We start from the raw sequence: 14,723 nt of genomic DNA on the forward strand, positions 1-14,723 counted from the left end.
TATGATATCATAATTATATAACAGGAGGCAGGTTATGTCGGTGGAATTGTCCGGAATGAAGACCAGCCGCGAAAGCGCGGCGACGAGTTACAATGGCTACATCATGTTGCTGGTGCTGGTCGGCCTGATCGCCGTCCTGGCTCTTGTCCTGCCCGGCCTGGCACCGGAAGACGGCGCAGCATCGGGGGCGAAAATCCTCTTCCTGGTGGCTCTGTCCACGTCGGTCATCGGAGTGGTGATCGTGGGCCTCGGCTTCTTCATGATCCAGCCCAACCAGGCGGCGGTCATCACGCTGTTCGGCGAATACAAGGGCAGCGAACGTACAGAGGGGCTGCGCTGGGTCTGGCCGTGGATGGGCAAGACCAAGATCTCGGCCCGCGCGCACAACATCCATTCCGAACGGGTCAAGATCAACGACTTGCGGGGCAACCCGATCGAGATCGCCTGCAACGTTGTCTGGCGCGTGCGCGACACTGCCCAGGCGAGCTTCGATGTCGACGATTACAAGGAGTTCGTGAACATCCAGATCGAGGCGGGCCTGCGCACCGTCGGCTCGCGGCATCCCTATGACGATTTCGAAGGCGAGGAAGTCACGCTTCGCGGCGGCGGCGACGTGGTCAACCGCGAACTCCTGGAAGAGCTCAACGACCGCCTCAAGGTCGCCGGCATAGTCGTCGATGAGGCAGGCCTGACGCACCTCGCCTATGCGAGCGAAATCGCCAGCGCCATGCTCAAGCGCCAGCAGGCCGACGCCATCATCGCGGCGCGCACCAAGATCGTGCTGGGTGCGGTCGGAATGGTCGAGGATGCCCTCACCAAGCTGAGCGAAGACAATATCGTCGAGCTCGACGACGAGCGGCGCGCGGCCATGGTGTCAAACCTGATGGTCGTACTGTGCGGCGAAAAGGACGCGCACCCGGTGGTCAACGCCGGCTCGCTGTACTGATCCAAAGGACTAGCGGAGAGGCCTCATGGCCAAACCACCAGCCAAGAAAGCCTTCGCCCTGCGTCTCGACCCGGCTGTCCATGCCGCGGTCGAGCGCCTGGCGGCGGACGAATTGCGCAGCGCCAATGCGCAGATCGAAATGTTGTTGCGCGAAGCGCTGAAAAAGCGCGGTATCGACGTCGCAATCTCCAAAAAGCCCAAACGCGGGCGCCCGAAGACGGAGGACTGACATGAAGGACGACAAACCCTGGTTCGCGCCCAAGCGCTTCGGTTACGGCGCGGGGCTGCCGATCGCCTGGCAGGGCTGGGCGCTGCTGGCCGCCTATACGCTGGTCATGCTCGCCCCGGCACCTGTGCTGGAGTGGGATCCGGCCATCGGGCTCGGCTTTGCGATCGTGGTCTGGCTTCTCGCCACTCTGGCCGTGGTCTTCATCGCGAAGCACAAGACGCGTGGCGGCTGGCGCTGGCGTCATGGCGAGAAGGATTGACATCCGTATCCGCGCGATCATCCTGTTTGCGCAATGTTAACCATTAAATCCTATGCAATTGCGATGGTTTCGCCCTTCGCCTCCGCTGCCGATCGCCTCCCGCGATGGATCGTGGCCGGTGTCGCGGCCCTCGCAGTCGGCGCGATCCCGCTTGCTGCCGTCATGGCCCAGCCTGCACGCGGAAACTTCACCATCGCAGAAACAGGCCGCGGGTTTGCGCTTCTGCAAGACGCGGTCGACGCGATTGGCGACACGCAAGGCACCATCCTCGCAGCTCCCGGCATTTACGACCAGTGCGCAGTCCAGAAAGCAGGCGTAATCGAATATCGCGCTGCCGAGGCCGGCAAAGCGATTTTCGATGGCGGAATTTGTGAAGGCAAGGCGGCGCTTGTCCTTCGCGGCGAAAGCGCGGCCATTCGGGGGCTGACCTTTGCCAACATGCATGTGCGGGAAAAGAACGGTGCCGGCATCCGCCTCGAAAACGGCGAACTTTCCATCGTCCAGAGCTGGTTCCGCGATAGCGACCAGGGTTTGCTGACGGTCAACGGCAAGTCGAACCGGATCACCATCGACAAATCCACTTTCACCCGTCTCGGCACCTGCGAAGGAAGCGGCGGGTGCGCCCATTCGATCTATGTCGGTGACTATGGCGAACTCGAAGTGACCCGCAGCCGCTTCGAACAGGGGCGCGGCGGGCACTATGTGAAATCGCGCGCCAGTCGCAACCGCATCGCCAACAACAGTTTCGACGACACCGGCGGGCGCGGCACGAATTACATGATCGACCTGCCAGAAGGTGGCTCGGGCATGATCAGCGGAAACTGGTTCGTCCAAGGCAAGGACAAGGAAAACTGGTCCGCCCTGATCGCGATCGGCGCGGAAGGCGGGAAATATTCGTCCGACGGCCTGGTCATCCGCGACAACGATGCGCGCCTTGCGCCCGGCATCACGCGCAAACCCGCATTCGTTGCCGACTGGACGGGTGACGCCCTTGCCATCGGCGAGAACTCGCTGGGCACGAACCTCAAACCTTTCGAAAGCCGCTGAGGAACGCCCTCGCCCCCCGCATCGTTGATCGGGAAAGGAGCGAAACATGGCAGGTGGATGGGCGCGAGACGGCGCCGTTCAGGACCAGATTGACGACACGGTAAGCGATGCGGTCAGCGCGGCGCGCGCTCGCATGCCGCGTGGCGACAGCGCCGAATATTGCGATGAGTGCGGAGAGCCGATCCCGCAGAAGCGCCGCGATGCCCTGCCCGGCGTACGCACCTGCGTCGCCTGCCAGTCGGCCCGCGATGCCACCACCCGCCAGTCCGGCATCAATCGCCGCGGCAGCAAGGACAGCCAGTTGCGCTAGGGCGTAATTCGGTTCACGGCCCCGGAATGGCATCACCCTTCATCTGGCTCCAGCACATGCTGCCGCACCACGCTGTCTCCCGCATGGCGGGCTATCTCGCCTCGAGCGAGGCGGGCGCGGTCAAGAACCTGCTCATTCGCCGTTTCATCGACGCATACGACGTCGACATGAGCGAAGCGGCGCGCGGTATCGATGAATACCGCAGTTTCAACGACTTCTTCACCCGCGAACTGAGGCCGGGCGCCAGGCCGCTGGCCGATGCCGGCGAGTATGTCCTTTCCCCCGCCGACGGCGCGATCAGCCAGATCGGCCGCATCGAAGATGGCAAGATTTTCCAGGCCAAGGGACGGCATTTCACCGCGAGCCAGCTGCTCGGCGGTGACGAGGATGCCGCAAGCCGGTTCGAAGGCGGCACTTTCGCCACCGTCTACCTCAGTCCGCGCGACTATCACCGCGTCCACATGCCGGCAGCAGGCCAGCTCACCAGCGCCACTTATGTCCCCGGAGACCTGTTCTCGGTAAACCAGGTCACGGCAGAGAATGTCGACGGACTGTTCGCCCGCAACGAACGGCTCGCCTGCCTGTTCGAGGGCTCCGACGGCTGCTTCGCCAGCGTCATGGTCGGCGCAATGATCGTTGCGGGGATCGAGACGGTTTGGTCGGGACTGGAAGAAACCCATTCGCCCAAGCTGAAGCGGACCGACTTCTCCGGCGGCGCACATTCCTTTCAGGCAGGCGATGAAATGGGGCGCTTCATCCTTGGATCGACCGTCGTGCTGCTGTTTGAGCCCGGCCGGGTCGAATGGCTCAACCGGTTCAAGGCGGGCGACAGCGTCCGGATGGGCGAAGCGCTTGGTCGGCGGCTTCAGCCGAAAGCCGGGGCGTAGCTCACGACACCTGTCGGCGCGTCTCCGGTAAGGACCAGCCGCTGGAAATATTCGGGCGGGGGTCCAGGATATTCAAGGCGCGGATCATGCTCGAAACCGAAGCGCGAATAATAGGCCGGATTGCCCAGTAGGATGATGCCCGCGGCCCCAATTGCCCGCATATCCGCAAGGGCTCGCTGCATCAGGCGCGAGCCGATCCCTTTGTGTTGCAAGGCAGGCAGGACGGAAATTGGCCCAAGGCCATACCAATTGCCGGCATTCCCATCGATGGTGACCGGCGATACCGCGACATGTCCGACGATGCGTTCGGCATCCTCCGCCACCAGGGAAAGCGTCAGGTCGCCATCCTTTCGAAGCCGGTCGACGATTGCAACTTCGGAACCGTCGCTGTGCTTTTGACCCCTGAAAGCGGCTTCGGTCACGACGGCGATAGCCGCGTGGTCCGATGGCCCTTCAGGTCTGATCGCCACTGCATTCATGGCAGCAGGTGCCCCGCGCGGTCACGCTTTGTTGCAAGATAGCGGGCGTTGTGCGGATTGTCCGGCAGGGCGTGCGGCACACGCTCGTCGATTTTGACGCCATGCGCGCCAAGTGCGTCCACCTTGGCCGGGTTATTCGTCATCAGGCGGATGCTGCGCACACCAAGCAGGTCGAGCATCCTTGCGGCAGTGGGAAAGTCACGCGCCTCGTCCGGCAGGCCCAGCCGCGTGTTTGCATCGACCGTGTCGAAGCCCTGGTCCTGCAGGCGATAGGCCCGCAGCTTGTTGATGAGGCCGATGCCGCGCCCTTCCTGCCGCATGTAGAGGAGGACGCCCCAGCCGCCTTCCTGCGCCTCACGCGCCATTGCGTGAAGAGCCGCGTCGAGTTGGGGCCCGCAATCGCATTTCAGGCTGCCGAGAACGTCGCCGGTCAGGCACTCGGAGTGCAGGCGCACCAGCGGCGCCTTGTCCGACCGTTCCTTGCCGATGACCAGCGCCACGTGCTCGCGGGTATCGTCGGGATGGCGGAAAGCAACGATCCGCGCATCGGGCGCTGCATCCACCGGCAGGGAGGCGCGTGATGCGATACGCATGGTGTCGGCTTGCGAAAAAGCGTCCAGGTCCGACGCTTCGAGATGCACGGCCTCTCCGGCACCATCCGGAGCGACGAGAAAAGCGGGCAATATCCCGGCGATCCGCGCCAGTTCGAGCGCCGCGGCGGCCTGTTCTTCCCATTCCAGCGCCAGCGCCTTGAACGGCCCTTTCATGGGCTTGGTCAGATCCAGCGCGGGATCGGCAATTGCCAACGCGGCGGACAGGTCGAACGTCTCGGCCCCGCGCAGCAGGACGGGCTGGCGCGGTGCAGCCGCTTCGCGCTGGTTCGCCAGTTTCAATGTGACCGCGCGGGTTGCCGAAATCAGCATTTCGCCGGCCGTCACTTCGCCGAATGCCGTCTCGACCGGCTGCAGCAGCGGTGCACCGGCGATCGCCAGCGGCCAGCCATGCCTCAGCGCATCGACGGCCTGCGCCGCCCGGCGGGAAGGCGACGGCTCGCTCAGAGAGAAAACTCCGTGACCAGCGGCACGTGGTCGGAGGGCTTTTCCCAGTCGCGCGCATATTCGTGGACCGAATGGCCGGTTGCCTGTTTCGCAAGTTCGGGACTGGCCCACATGTGATCGAGCCTGCGACCGCGGTCGTTGGCCTTCCAGTCCTTCGCGCGGTAGCTCCACCAGCTGTAATAGCGTTCGGGCGCAGGGATGTGTTCGCGCCCGATATCGGCCCAGCCATGAGCGTCCATGAAACGTTGCAGCGCGTCGACCTCGACCGGCGTATGGCTGACGACCTTGAGCAATTGCTTGTGGTTCCACACATCGCTTTCGAGCGGCGCGATGTTGAAATCGCCCACGATCAGCGTCGGCCGGTCGATTTTGTCTGCCCAGCGCGTCATGCGTTCGAGAAAATCGAGCTTCTGGCCGAATTTGTGGTTCTTTTCGCGGTCGGGTTCGTCACCGCCTGCCGGGACGTAGACGTTCTCGACGATAATGCCCTGGTGTGCCGGATCGGTCAGTTCCACGCCGACATGGCGCGCTTCGCCATTGTCCTGCCAGTCGTGCTTCGAAAAATCGCGGAACGGGACTTTCCCGACCGTCGCCACGCCGTGATAGCCCTTCTGGCCGTGGATCGCGAAATGTTCGTAACCGAGTTCGCGGAAGGCCTCGAAAGGGAACTGGTGCTCCTGGCACTTGATCTCCTGCAGACACAGGACATCGGGCCCCTGCTCTTCGAGGAAGCGGGCGACTATCGGCATACGCAGGCGAACGGAATTGATATTCCAGGATGCAACAGAAACCATGGCCGCCGAGATAGGGCGGCGAGGCGCGGCGGTCCACCCTGCCGCGCACAACAAAAAACCCTCGAGCCGGGGGCAAATGGCTCGAGGGTTCCTTGTGAGCGTTCGTCACGCTTGGAACGAAGCGGTTTGAGGGGTGGCAATCAACAGGGGGGAAATTGCCGTCCGCCGCTTCGTAGACTTATAAATAGGACCTATCGTCTTGCTGCTCAATGAACATTGAGTCGCCAAAAGTCGTATAAGACGAACGGTTCGTCGCCGGTCCGTTTATCCCGGACGACGGGACGTTCTGCGCGGGTCCTTGAAAGTGAATGCGCTGTCGGCAACCGACACGCCATAACGGTGATTGCGCAGGCGCACGGTGGTGCGGTGATTCTGTGCATCGAGCGCAACCCAGTGAGTGAGGCGCAGGCCCCCGGGGGCGCTGCCATCACGCGCGAAGATGAGGGTGATGGCGCCGAATTCGGGCCGCTTGGGATCCCGCACTTCGATGCTGACAACATCGCTGTGTCCGGTCGGGACCAGCTTGCCGTACCGCTTCACGTCGCGGCTCGGGTCGAGCAGCGCGCCGAGAGGCGAATTCTTGATCGGCCAACGCTGGACCTGGTTCACCTCGTAATCGACCATATACATCGATTTGCCGTTCGAAACGACGAGCAGGGGCACGCCCTTTTCGTATTCGAAACGAATCTTGCCGGGGCGCTTCAGCGTCATGACGCCGGAGACGGACTGGCCATTGCGGTCGGTCTGTACGAAGTCGGCCTTCATCGTGGCGATGCCGCGCAGGGCGTCGACCGCGCGGTCGAGATCGCCTGCTGCAGCCTCTACCGGGGCGGGGGCTGCCAGAAAGCTTGCCGGAATCGCAGTGGCCACCGCGAATGCGATGGCCGAGGCGAAGGGTCGATTCTTGAAAAGGGTCAAGGTGTTCATGCTCCACGATTTAGCGTCGGAGCATTGAACTGTCACTGAACTGCGTGCGTTCCCGCCGTTCAGCTTGCCGGATCAAATTACTTGATCTTGGCTTCCTTGAACTCGACGTGCTTGCGCACGACCGGATCGTACTTCTTGAAGACGAACTTCTCGGTGTGATTCCGGGGGTTCTTCTTGGTCACGTAGTAGAAGCCCGTGTCGGCAGTCGAGACGAGCTTGATCTTGACGGTTGCGGGCTTCGCCATGGCGTGTTCCTAAAGATCTCGTTGCAAGGGCCGTCCCGTGGGGGAAACCGGCCGAAAAAATAAGGGCGGCGCAGGTCGCACCGCCGTCCGGCGCGCCCTTTGTGTGATTCCCGGTGAAAAGTCAAGCATTGGCGCGCGCCGCGTCAAAGCTGGACCTTGCCCCGATTGGCCTTCACCTCGCCGCGCGCCTTCTTGGCCTTGAGGCGTTTCACCTTGCCGACCCGGTTCACGCGGCTCTTCTTGCGCTTCTTGGGCGGGGTCAGCGCTTCCGTCAGGATCGCCGCAAGCCGGGCGCGAGCCGCTTCGCGATTGCGTTCCTGCGTGCGATGCTCGTTCGCGGTGAGGACGATTTCGCCGTCCTGCGTCAGCTTGCTGCCCGCGACATCCTTCAGGCGGTTGAATGCATCGGGCGGCATGCCGAGCTGGAAGACATCGACCCGCAGCTGCACCGCGGTCGCCACCTTGTTGACGTTCTGCCCGCCGGGCCCGGAAGAGGCGATGAACTTCTCCTCGGCAATTTCATTCGCCTTGTCGACGATGCGGCCCATTATTTCGCGTCGTCGGCAAAACCGAGGGCTGCGAAATCTCGCGGCATCGGCGCGCTCGCTTCGATGGTCGGTTTCCTTTCGCGTGGCACGACCAGCCCTGCCGCGTGCAGCATCGTGCGCGGCGCGCCCTTGCCCGACCCGTAAACCGGATCGCCGAGCAGCGGCATGCCGAGCCCAGCCTCGCAATGGATGCGTATCTGGTGCGTGCGCCCGGTTTCAGGCCGGAACTCGACCAGCGCATGGCCGCCGCTTTCGCCAATGACCTCCCAGTGCGTGACGGACGGCTTGCCCTTCTTCGCCGCAATCATCCGCCAGCCTTTTTCCGCGCTGCTGATCTTGGAGAGCGACAGCTCGACCGTGCCCTCGGTTTCCGACGGGACACCCGTCAGGATGCCAAGATAGCGCTTCTCGACCGCGCGGTCTTCAAAGGCCTTGGAAAAGCGTTTGAGCGACTTGGGATTGCGGGCCAGGAGCAGGCAGCCGCTGGTGTCGGTGTCGAGCCGGTGGACGGGCGAGGGATCACGCTGGAAGCCCAGGCGCAGCTGCTCGAAGTGATCCTCCAGGCACCGCCCGCCCTTTTTCGGCCGGTCGACCGGCAGGCCGGCGGGCTTGTTGATGACGAGCGCTTCGCCGTCTTCGAACAGGATCGGGATATCGGTCATTCAGTCCTTCAGTTCCGCTCGCACCATCTGGCGCAGCGCATTGCCGAGGAAGAAACCGTCCTCGAGATCGGAAATCGTAAGCTCCGCTTCCTTCGCCCTCCCCTCTGCGAGCAGGCTCTGGCGCAACACGCCGGGAAGGAGGCCAAGGTTGGCAGGCGGCGTCAGGAGGACACCGTCACGCTCGACGAAGATATTGGTGACGCAGCCTTCGGTGACAAGGCCGTCCTCGCGCACCAGCAGGCATTCCTGCGCGCCATGGTGCCGGGCTACTGCTTGTGCGTCCTCGTAGAAACTGCGGTCGGTGGTCTTGTTACGAAGCCGCCAGTCGCCCGGATCGACCGGCAAGGGCATGACGATGCACTTCGCCGGTTCTGGCCACGGCGCGGGCATATCCTGCACTTCGAGAGCGAGAGCTCCCGAGCGCGATGCCAGGAGGCGGATCCGGCTGGGTTTCTCGACCACGAAGCACAGCGCGTGCAACTGGTTGCGCGCCTCGTGCCGGTCGAAGGAGAAGCCCAGCTCGCCCGCACTTTCCTTCATGCGCAGGAGATGTTCCTCGAGGTATGCGATCCCCTCTTCGGGCGAAAAACGCATCGTCTCGATGAGGTCGAACTGCGCCGCGCGGTGATCGGGCGAGGATGCCCGGGCGAACGCGCCCTTGAGGATCGCCTCGCGCCATTCGGTACGCGCCTCGCTGTCGGCCACGATCGCGCCGCCGACGCCCAGCACGGCCTTCCCGCGTCCGTTCTCTATCTCGGTCAGGCGTAACGTGCGGATGGCCACATTGAACGCGGCATCACCATCCGCACCGATCCGTCCGATGGCCCCGCAATAGGGCCCGCGGGGATCGCGCTCTACCTCGTCGATCAATTCCATAGCGCGGATTTTCGGCGCGCCGGTGATCGACCCGCACGGGAAAAGCGCCTTCACGAGGTCGATCGCTCCCGCATCCGGCTTGAGCCGCGCGCGAACCACACTCACCATCTGGTGGACCGTCGGATAGCTTTCGATCGCGAAGGGTTCGTCGACCCGCACGCTTCCCGCCTCGGCGACCCGGCTCAGATCGTTGCGCATCAGGTCGACGATCATCAGGTTTTCGGCCTTGTCCTTGACCGAATGTGCCAGTTCTTCGGCCAGCGCCGCATCCTGCTGCGGGTCCGCCGCGCGAGGGCGCGTGCCCTTCATTGGCTTGGCCTTGGCTTCCCGATCCTTGAGCGACACGAAAAGCTCGGGGCTGAGGCTGAGCAGCCAGTGCGAGCCGTCGAAGATGACCCCGCCGTAACCGGCTTGGGCGGCAGGCCTCAGGGCAGAGTACAGGCCCAGCGGATCGCCGGTGAAATTTCCAGCCAGCTGGAATGTGAGGTTGGCCTGGTAGATGTCGCCTGCGCTGATCGCTTCCTGTAGTCGATCGAACGCCTCGGCGTATCCGCCTGGCGAAACTTGCGGCTCAAGCGGTCCGACGCTTCCGTTTCCGGAAGAGCGTTCGTGGAGCCATGCTGGTACGTCCTCGGCCGCGATCCGCGACGGCGCATCGAACAGCCCCAGCCAGACCAGCGGACCGGAAGCGCCCGCCCTTGATGCCGCACGATGTTCAAGCCTGCTTTCGAGCGCAAGCCCCGCCTCGTAGGCGATGAAGCCTGCCAGTTCGCCGCCCTCGCGCCGCGCCTGTTCCGCCGCATCGAGAGTAGCCGAGACATCTTCGGGCCGCGAGGCGACGAAGACCGCGCGCGGCCGTTCGAACAGCAACGCGTCCGCCGCACCATCGCTGCGTGCATCGTCGAGTAGAACGAAAGGGTCGCGCCGCGCCATATGCCCTGCCTTTACCGCAGCGGCAGGCTATGTCGAGGGATAGCTTGACCCTGCCGCCTCCACTGCGCCAAACCGCCTGCAACACATAGCAAGAGGGACACGGGCCGGATGAACGATATTTTCCTAGGATTGGGCGGCAATGGTGAGAACCAGTATCTCAGACTTGCACAGGCCAATCGCCACGGATTGATCGCCGGAGCCACCGGTACAGGCAAGACCGTCACGCTTCAGGGCCTTGCGGAAAGCTTCTCCGCGCGCGGCGTCCCGGTTTTCGTGGCCGACGTGAAAGGCGATTTGTCGGGCATCTCCATGGCCGGATCCCCCCAGTTCAAGCATGCCGACAAGCTGGAAGGCCGGGCCAAGGAACTGGGCATGGACGACTATGCCTATGCCGACAATGCGGCGGTGTTCTGGGATCTCTACGGCGAAAAGGGCTTCCCGATCCGCACGACCATTTCGGAAATGGGCCCACTGCTGCTGGCACGATTGCTCGACCTCAACGATACGCAGGAAGGCGTGCTCAACATCGTCTTTCGCTATGCCGACGAGAACAATTTGCTGCTGCTCGATCTTGGCGACCTGCAGGCCATGCTGACCTTCGCCTATGAGAACGCCGCGGACCTGTCCGGCAAGTACGGCAATGTCTCCAAGGCAAGCGTCGGCGCGATCCAGCGCCAGCTCCTGAGCTTCGAGAGCCAAGGAGCGGATGAATTTTTCGGCGAGCCTGCGCTGGAGATCGACGATTTCCTCGCCACCGACGAAAAGGGTCGGGGCGTGATCAACGTGCTTGCCGCCGACAAGCTGATGCGCAGCCCCAAGCTTTACGCCACCTTCCTGCTCTGGCTGCTGGCCGAATTGTTCGAAACGCTTCCCGAGGTCGGCGATCCGGACAAGCCGAAGCTGGTGTTCTTCTTCGACGAGGCACACCTGCTCTTCGACGATGCGCCCGAAGCACTGGAAGAAAAGGTCGAGCAGGTCGTCCGCCTCATCCGGTCAAAGGGCGTTGGCGTCTATTTCGTGACGCAGAACCCGATCGACATTCCGGAAAAGATCGCGGGCCAGCTGGGCAACCGCGTCCAGCACGCGCTGCGCGCCTTCACCCCGCGTGACCAGCGCGCGATCAAGGCCGCTGCAGAGACATTCCGGATCAATCCGGACCTCGACGTCGAGCAAGCGATCACTGAGCTCAAGGTGGGCGAGGCGCTGGTTTCCACGCTGGACGAGGACGGCGCACCATCGGTCGTGCAGCGCACCCTGATCAAGCCGCCGCAGTCGCGCCTTGGCCCGGTGACGGAAAAAGAACGCAAGATCGTGAACTCGGTCAGCGAGCTCGACGGGAAATACGACGAAGCCATCGATCGCGAGAGCGCGGAAGAAGTGCTCGCCGCCAAGACGCTCGACGCGGCCGAAACCGCCAAGGAGGTCGAAGAAAAAGGCGAGGAAGAGGTGCGCAAGCGCGAACGCAAGACCCCATCCATGTGGACCAAGGCCGGCAAGGCTGCGGCGACCGCTGCAGCAGGTTCGCTTTCGTCGGTGGCCGTGGCAGCAGTGCTCGGCAAGAAATCGCGCGCCGATCCCGTACGCACGGGCCTCAATGCCTTCGTGCGCAACATCGTCGGCGGGTTGATGCGTTAGATCGGAAGGCGCAATTCGGCGCGCAGGCCACCCTGCTGCCGGTTTTCCAGTACCAGCGAACCGCCATGCTGCTCTGCAACGGCGCGCGTAATGGTCAGTCCGAGACCGGCGCCGCCTGTGGCGCGATTGCGGCTTGCCTCACCGCGGGTGAAAGGTTCGAGCATCTCCGCGATGCGATCCTCGGGAATGCCGGGTCCGTCATCCTCGACGCGGATCACCGCCTCGTCGCCTTCACGCAACAGTGCGATCTCTGCCGTCCCGCCATAGCGAAGGGCATTGGATATGAGATTGCGCACGCCCCGTTTCAGCCAGGTGAGGTGCACAGGCGCGGGCACCCGCTGGCCTTCGAGCAGCGCAACCGGCTGGTTCATATCCTCGAATTCCTCGACCACCGACACCAGCAAGGCATAGAGGTCGGTACGCTCAGCAGGGCGATCGGCGCGGCCGATGCGTGCCAGCAGGAGGATCTCGTCGAGCGTTTGCGTGATCTCTTCGATCGACTGCGCCATTTTCGCCCGCAGGCCGTCGTCGCGGATAGCCTCGATCCGTACCCTCAGCGCGGCCAGCGGCGTCTTCAGGTCATGGCCGATGGCACCCAGCATGACGTCTTTCTCATCCAGCATGGCAGCGATGCGCGCTTCCATCGCATTATGCGCCGCGATCAGGCTACGAATATCGTCGGGCCCGCTCGGCTCGATCGGGGTAATGCTGCCCGGATTGGACGAAAACCGTTCCGTCTGTCGCGTCAGCCTCGCCAAGGGCCGGGTGATCCGGCGCAGGAGGACGAACAGGACCGTCATGACCAGGATGAAGATCACCAGCGTTTGGGCCGCAGTAACCAGGAAAACCCTCCGGTCGTCGCGCGGGAACGGTACCCGGGCGACGTGCCATGCGCCGCCTTCTTCCCACTGGACCGCAGCGACGAAGACCTTCCGGTAACCTCGGACCATTTTGCGCGATGCCGGGTTCCAGTCGCGAACCCGCTGCATCACCACTGGATCGTCGTCGGTGGAGCGAATGGTCGCAAGGACGGCATGGGGTTCGCGAACGAAACCGGTCAGACGCGCTGCAATGGCCGTCGCGAGCGCATCGTCCGAAGTCTCGCCCGGCAAGAGGGGATACGCCTCGGTCACCTCGCCCCGCATCCAGCGGCCACCCAGTTCGCGCCGGTCTGCCCGGAAACGTCGGCGATCCCCTTCGAGCACCGCTTCGCCGCGAGCCTGGCGAAACACCGGCGCGCCCCACAAGGAGAGCTGGGCGGCGCTGATCAGCGCTTCCTCGCGCCGCTCTTCGGCAATGCGATAGAGAAGTCCGGTCGTCACCAATTGCGCCAGCAGGAGCGCTCCGGCCACCGCCAGCAATGTCTGGCCCAGCAGGCTCTTGGGAAGAAACCGCATCAGGCCTTGTCCGCCGCCTTGCGCGTGACATCTGCGCCGAACCGGTAGCCACCGCCGCGGACCGTCTGGATGAAATGAGGATTGCGGCTGTCGGCCTCGATCTTGCGGCGCAGGCGGCTGACCTGGTTGTCGACTGCACGGTCGAACAATTGCGCCTCGCGTCCCTGGACCATGTCCAGCAGCCGGTCCCGGTCGAGCACCTGGCGCGGGTGGTCGCAGAATGCGCGCAGCATCCGGAATTCTGCGGTCGAGATCGGCACCAGCGTCCCTTCGGGGTCGGTCAGCCGGCGCTTGAGCGGGTCGAGTGTCCATCCCTCGAAAACGTAAGCGAGATCGTCCGCAGGCTCCACGCCGCTGCGGTCTGCCCGGCGAAGGACGGAGCGTATGCGCGCCACCAGTTCGCGCGGCTCGAACGGCTTGGTGACATAATCGTCAGCCCCGATTTCGAGGCCGATGATCCGGTCCATCGCCTCGCCCTTGGCCGTCAGCAGGATGACGGGGAGCTGGCGGCTTTCGACGAGGTGACGGCAGAGCGACAGGCCGTCCTCGCCAGGCATCATGATGTCGAGCAGGACCAGGTCGGGCCGATCGGTCTCAAGCCGCGAACGCGCCTGCGCAGCGCTCTCGGCCTCCAGCACGACGAACCCCTGGCCGGAAAGATATTCCGCCAGGGGTTCGCGTAGACTGGCTTCATCGTCGACCAGCAGCAGGGTGATGGGCGCGGCATCGTTCATGCGTGACCTATGCACTCGCTTGGCGGTGAACGAAACAGAAAGCCGGTTACTGGCTGCGACGCTCGGCGCGGCGTTCCTGCCGTGCCTGCTTCATGGCTTCGCGCTCTGCAGCCGAGATCTCGCCATTGCCGTCGGCATCGGCCCGGGCGAAGCGCGCATCGACTGCCGCCTGGAATTCAGCGCGGGAGATCGACTTGTCGCCATCGGTGTCGGCGCGCTGCAGCATGGCCATGGGGCCGCCGCGCTTGCCGCCGCGACGCGCCTTGCGACCTTCGCCGCCGCGTTCACCACGCATTTCCTTCATGGCCTGCAGTTCGGTCTGCGAAAGACCGCCCGAATTGTCGGTGTCGAGCTGGGCGAAACGCTGCTCCATGCGCGCTGCACGGCGCTCCGAGCGATCGGCCCGGCGTGCTTCGCGATGCTGCTTGCGCGCTTCGTGCATCGCCTTCATCTCGGCCTGCGAAAGCTCGCCGTCGCCATTGGCGTCCATCCGCGCGAACATCGCGTCGGCATGGGCAGTGTGTTCGGCGCTGGTGACAACGCCGTTGCCGTCCGCATCGGGGTTCGTCTTGCCCATGTGCTGGTGCGCGATCGCGGCAGTCCCGGTCAGCGCGAGCGCTGCGGCGGACAAGGTCAAAGTGATCTTCTTCATCTTGAATTCTCCTGATTTGGGAGAACTGCGGCGCGCCTGGATTGGGGGGAGGGATTGAGGGACAGCGCCGCAGTTCGTGTCACCGTTATAGGCCCGCCTTGTCGC

At 63.8% G+C, this 14,723-nt stretch carries 18 protein-coding genes; 7 read left to right on the top strand and 11 right to left on the bottom strand.

Going from position 1 to position 14,723, the window contains the following annotated elements; all coding sequences use genetic code 11:
* Positions 1-34: 34 nt before the first annotated feature.
* The 6 genes from GRI34_RS09460 to asd are packed head-to-tail and all read left to right on the top strand — an operon-like array spanning position 35 to position 3,678.
* Positions 35-946, top strand: a complete 912-nt coding sequence (locus tag GRI34_RS09460) for an SPFH domain-containing protein (RefSeq protein ID WP_234028199.1) — start codon at positions 35-37, stop codon at positions 944-946.
* Between the two features lie 25 nt (positions 947-971).
* Positions 972-1,175 carry a toxin-antitoxin system HicB family antitoxin gene (locus GRI34_RS09465; protein WP_160595714.1) on the top strand — a complete coding sequence of 68 codons (204 nt, stop codon included), beginning with the start codon at positions 972-974 and terminating at the stop codon, positions 1,173-1,175.
* 1 nt (position 1,176) lies between these two features.
* Positions 1,177-1,434 (top strand): hypothetical protein, encoded by a 258-nt coding sequence (locus GRI34_RS09470; protein ID WP_160595715.1) that lies wholly within the window; start codon positions 1,177-1,179, stop codon positions 1,432-1,434.
* Positions 1,435-1,467: 33 nt separating this feature from the next.
* On the top strand, positions 1,468-2,481 hold the full coding sequence (locus GRI34_RS09475) for a right-handed parallel beta-helix repeat-containing protein (protein WP_325065208.1): 1,014 nt from the start codon (positions 1,468-1,470) through the stop codon (positions 2,479-2,481).
* Between the two features lie 46 nt (positions 2,482-2,527).
* Positions 2,528-2,791 carry a DksA/TraR family C4-type zinc finger protein gene (locus tag GRI34_RS09480; RefSeq protein WP_090476616.1) on the top strand — a complete coding sequence of 88 codons (264 nt, stop codon included), beginning with the start codon at positions 2,528-2,530 and terminating at the stop codon, positions 2,789-2,791.
* 26 nt (positions 2,792-2,817) lie between these two features.
* Positions 2,818-3,678 (top strand): archaetidylserine decarboxylase, encoded by an 861-nt coding sequence (asd, locus tag GRI34_RS09485; protein WP_160595716.1) that lies wholly within the window; start codon positions 2,818-2,820, stop codon positions 3,676-3,678.
* Here the strand turns inward: asd and GRI34_RS09490 are convergent.
* The 8 genes from GRI34_RS09490 to pabB form a co-directional block, all read right to left on the bottom strand.
* On the bottom strand, positions 3,657-4,157 hold the full coding sequence (locus GRI34_RS09490) for a GNAT family N-acetyltransferase (protein WP_160595717.1): 501 nt from the start codon (positions 4,155-4,157) through the stop codon (positions 3,657-3,659). The genes asd and GRI34_RS09490 overlap by 22 nt on opposite strands.
* A complete protein-coding gene (gene ribA / locus GRI34_RS09495; RefSeq protein ID WP_160596475.1) occupies positions 4,154-5,263 on the bottom strand; it encodes a GTP cyclohydrolase II in 1,110 nt (369 codons plus the stop codon). Before ribA ends, GRI34_RS09490 begins: the two co-directional genes overlap by 4 nt.
* The gene (gene xth, locus GRI34_RS09500; RefSeq protein ID WP_160595718.1) at positions 5,212-6,009 is read right to left on the bottom strand and encodes an exodeoxyribonuclease III; all 798 of its coding nucleotides are present in this window, start codon (positions 6,007-6,009) and stop codon (positions 5,212-5,214) included. The genes ribA and xth overlap by 52 nt, the downstream gene beginning before the upstream one ends.
* A gap of 264 nt (positions 6,010-6,273) precedes the next feature.
* On the bottom strand, positions 6,274-6,936 hold the full coding sequence (locus GRI34_RS09505) for a LolA family protein (RefSeq protein WP_160595719.1): 663 nt from the start codon (positions 6,934-6,936) through the stop codon (positions 6,274-6,276).
* A gap of 77 nt (positions 6,937-7,013) precedes the next feature.
* Complete coding sequence (gene rpmG / locus GRI34_RS09510; protein WP_090476625.1) at positions 7,014-7,181, bottom strand: 50S ribosomal protein L33; 168 nt, start codon at positions 7,179-7,181, stop codon at positions 7,014-7,016.
* Between the two features lie 143 nt (positions 7,182-7,324).
* On the bottom strand, positions 7,325-7,729 hold the full coding sequence (gene arfB, locus GRI34_RS09515; RefSeq protein WP_160595720.1) for an alternative ribosome rescue aminoacyl-tRNA hydrolase ArfB: 405 nt from the start codon (positions 7,727-7,729) through the stop codon (positions 7,325-7,327).
* Positions 7,729-8,391, bottom strand: coding sequence for an RluA family pseudouridine synthase (locus GRI34_RS09520; protein WP_160595721.1), 663 nt, complete (start codon positions 8,389-8,391; stop codon positions 7,729-7,731). The genes arfB and GRI34_RS09520 overlap by 1 nt, the downstream gene beginning before the upstream one ends.
* Entirely contained in the window at positions 8,392-10,200 is a 1,809-nt protein-coding gene (gene pabB, locus GRI34_RS09525; RefSeq protein ID WP_160595722.1) for an aminodeoxychorismate synthase component I, read from the bottom strand.
* Positions 10,201-10,308: 108 nt separating this feature from the next.
* On the opposite strand from pabB, the gene GRI34_RS09530 reads away from it, so the two are divergent.
* On the top strand, positions 10,309-11,835 hold the full coding sequence (locus GRI34_RS09530; RefSeq protein ID WP_160595723.1) for a helicase HerA-like domain-containing protein: 1,527 nt from the start codon (positions 10,309-10,311) through the stop codon (positions 11,833-11,835).
* Here GRI34_RS09530 and GRI34_RS09535 read toward each other — a convergent pair.
* From GRI34_RS09535 to GRI34_RS09545, 3 genes are read right to left on the bottom strand one after another with little or no spacing between them, the layout of a single operon-like run.
* Positions 11,832-13,232 (bottom strand): sensor histidine kinase, encoded by a 1,401-nt coding sequence (locus GRI34_RS09535; protein WP_160595724.1) that lies wholly within the window; start codon positions 13,230-13,232, stop codon positions 11,832-11,834. The genes GRI34_RS09530 and GRI34_RS09535 overlap by 4 nt on opposite strands.
* Positions 13,232-13,966, bottom strand: coding sequence for a response regulator (locus GRI34_RS09540; RefSeq protein ID WP_160595725.1), 735 nt, complete (start codon positions 13,964-13,966; stop codon positions 13,232-13,234). The genes GRI34_RS09535 and GRI34_RS09540 overlap by 1 nt, the downstream gene beginning before the upstream one ends.
* Positions 13,967-14,012: 46 nt before the next feature.
* A complete protein-coding gene (locus tag GRI34_RS09545; RefSeq protein WP_160595726.1) occupies positions 14,013-14,618 on the bottom strand; it encodes an EF-hand domain-containing protein in 606 nt (201 codons plus the stop codon).
* Between the last annotated feature and the right edge of the window lie 105 nt (positions 14,619-14,723).

Origin of the sequence: Qipengyuania aquimaris, assembly GCF_009827445.1 — a bacterium.
Lineage (GTDB): Bacteria > Pseudomonadota > Alphaproteobacteria > Sphingomonadales > Sphingomonadaceae > Qipengyuania > Qipengyuania aquimaris.

Bases quoted from the DNA above. Each gene is read 5' to 3' on its own strand.
- GRI34_RS09505 (WP_160595719.1), bottom strand. From the start codon at position 6,936: ATGAACACCTTGACCCTTTTCAAGAATCGACCCTTCGCCTCGGCCATC.
- GRI34_RS09530 (WP_160595723.1), top strand. From the start codon at position 10,309: ATGAACGATATTTTCCTAGGATTGGGCGGCAATGGTGAGAACCAGTAT.
- GRI34_RS09490 (WP_160595717.1), bottom strand. From the start codon at position 4,157: ATGAATGCAGTGGCGATCAGACCTGAAGGGCCATCGGACCACGCGGCT.
- xth (WP_160595718.1), bottom strand. From the start codon at position 6,009: ATGGTTTCTGTTGCATCCTGGAATATCAATTCCGTTCGCCTGCGTATG.
- GRI34_RS09545 (WP_160595726.1), bottom strand. From the start codon at position 14,618: ATGAAGAAGATCACTTTGACCTTGTCCGCCGCAGCGCTCGCGCTGACC.
- asd (WP_160595716.1), top strand. From the start codon at position 2,818: ATGGCATCACCCTTCATCTGGCTCCAGCACATGCTGCCGCACCACGCT.
- GRI34_RS09465 (WP_160595714.1), top strand. From the start codon at position 972: ATGGCCAAACCACCAGCCAAGAAAGCCTTCGCCCTGCGTCTCGACCCG.
- GRI34_RS09480 (WP_090476616.1), top strand. From the start codon at position 2,528: ATGGCAGGTGGATGGGCGCGAGACGGCGCCGTTCAGGACCAGATTGAC.
- arfB (WP_160595720.1), bottom strand. From the start codon at position 7,729: ATGGGCCGCATCGTCGACAAGGCGAATGAAATTGCCGAGGAGAAGTTC.
- GRI34_RS09470 (WP_160595715.1), top strand. From the start codon at position 1,177: ATGAAGGACGACAAACCCTGGTTCGCGCCCAAGCGCTTCGGTTACGGC.
- pabB (WP_160595722.1), bottom strand. From the start codon at position 10,200: ATGGCGCGGCGCGACCCTTTCGTTCTACTCGACGATGCACGCAGCGAT.
- GRI34_RS09520 (WP_160595721.1), bottom strand. From the start codon at position 8,391: ATGACCGATATCCCGATCCTGTTCGAAGACGGCGAAGCGCTCGTCATC.
- GRI34_RS09475 (WP_325065208.1), top strand. From the start codon at position 1,468: ATGTTAACCATTAAATCCTATGCAATTGCGATGGTTTCGCCCTTCGCC.
- GRI34_RS09540 (WP_160595725.1), bottom strand. From the start codon at position 13,966: ATGAACGATGCCGCGCCCATCACCCTGCTGCTGGTCGACGATGAAGCC.
- GRI34_RS09535 (WP_160595724.1), bottom strand. From the start codon at position 13,232: ATGCGGTTTCTTCCCAAGAGCCTGCTGGGCCAGACATTGCTGGCGGTG.
- rpmG (WP_090476625.1), bottom strand. From the start codon at position 7,181: ATGGCGAAGCCCGCAACCGTCAAGATCAAGCTCGTCTCGACTGCCGAC.
- GRI34_RS09460 (WP_234028199.1), top strand. From the start codon at position 35: ATGTCGGTGGAATTGTCCGGAATGAAGACCAGCCGCGAAAGCGCGGCG.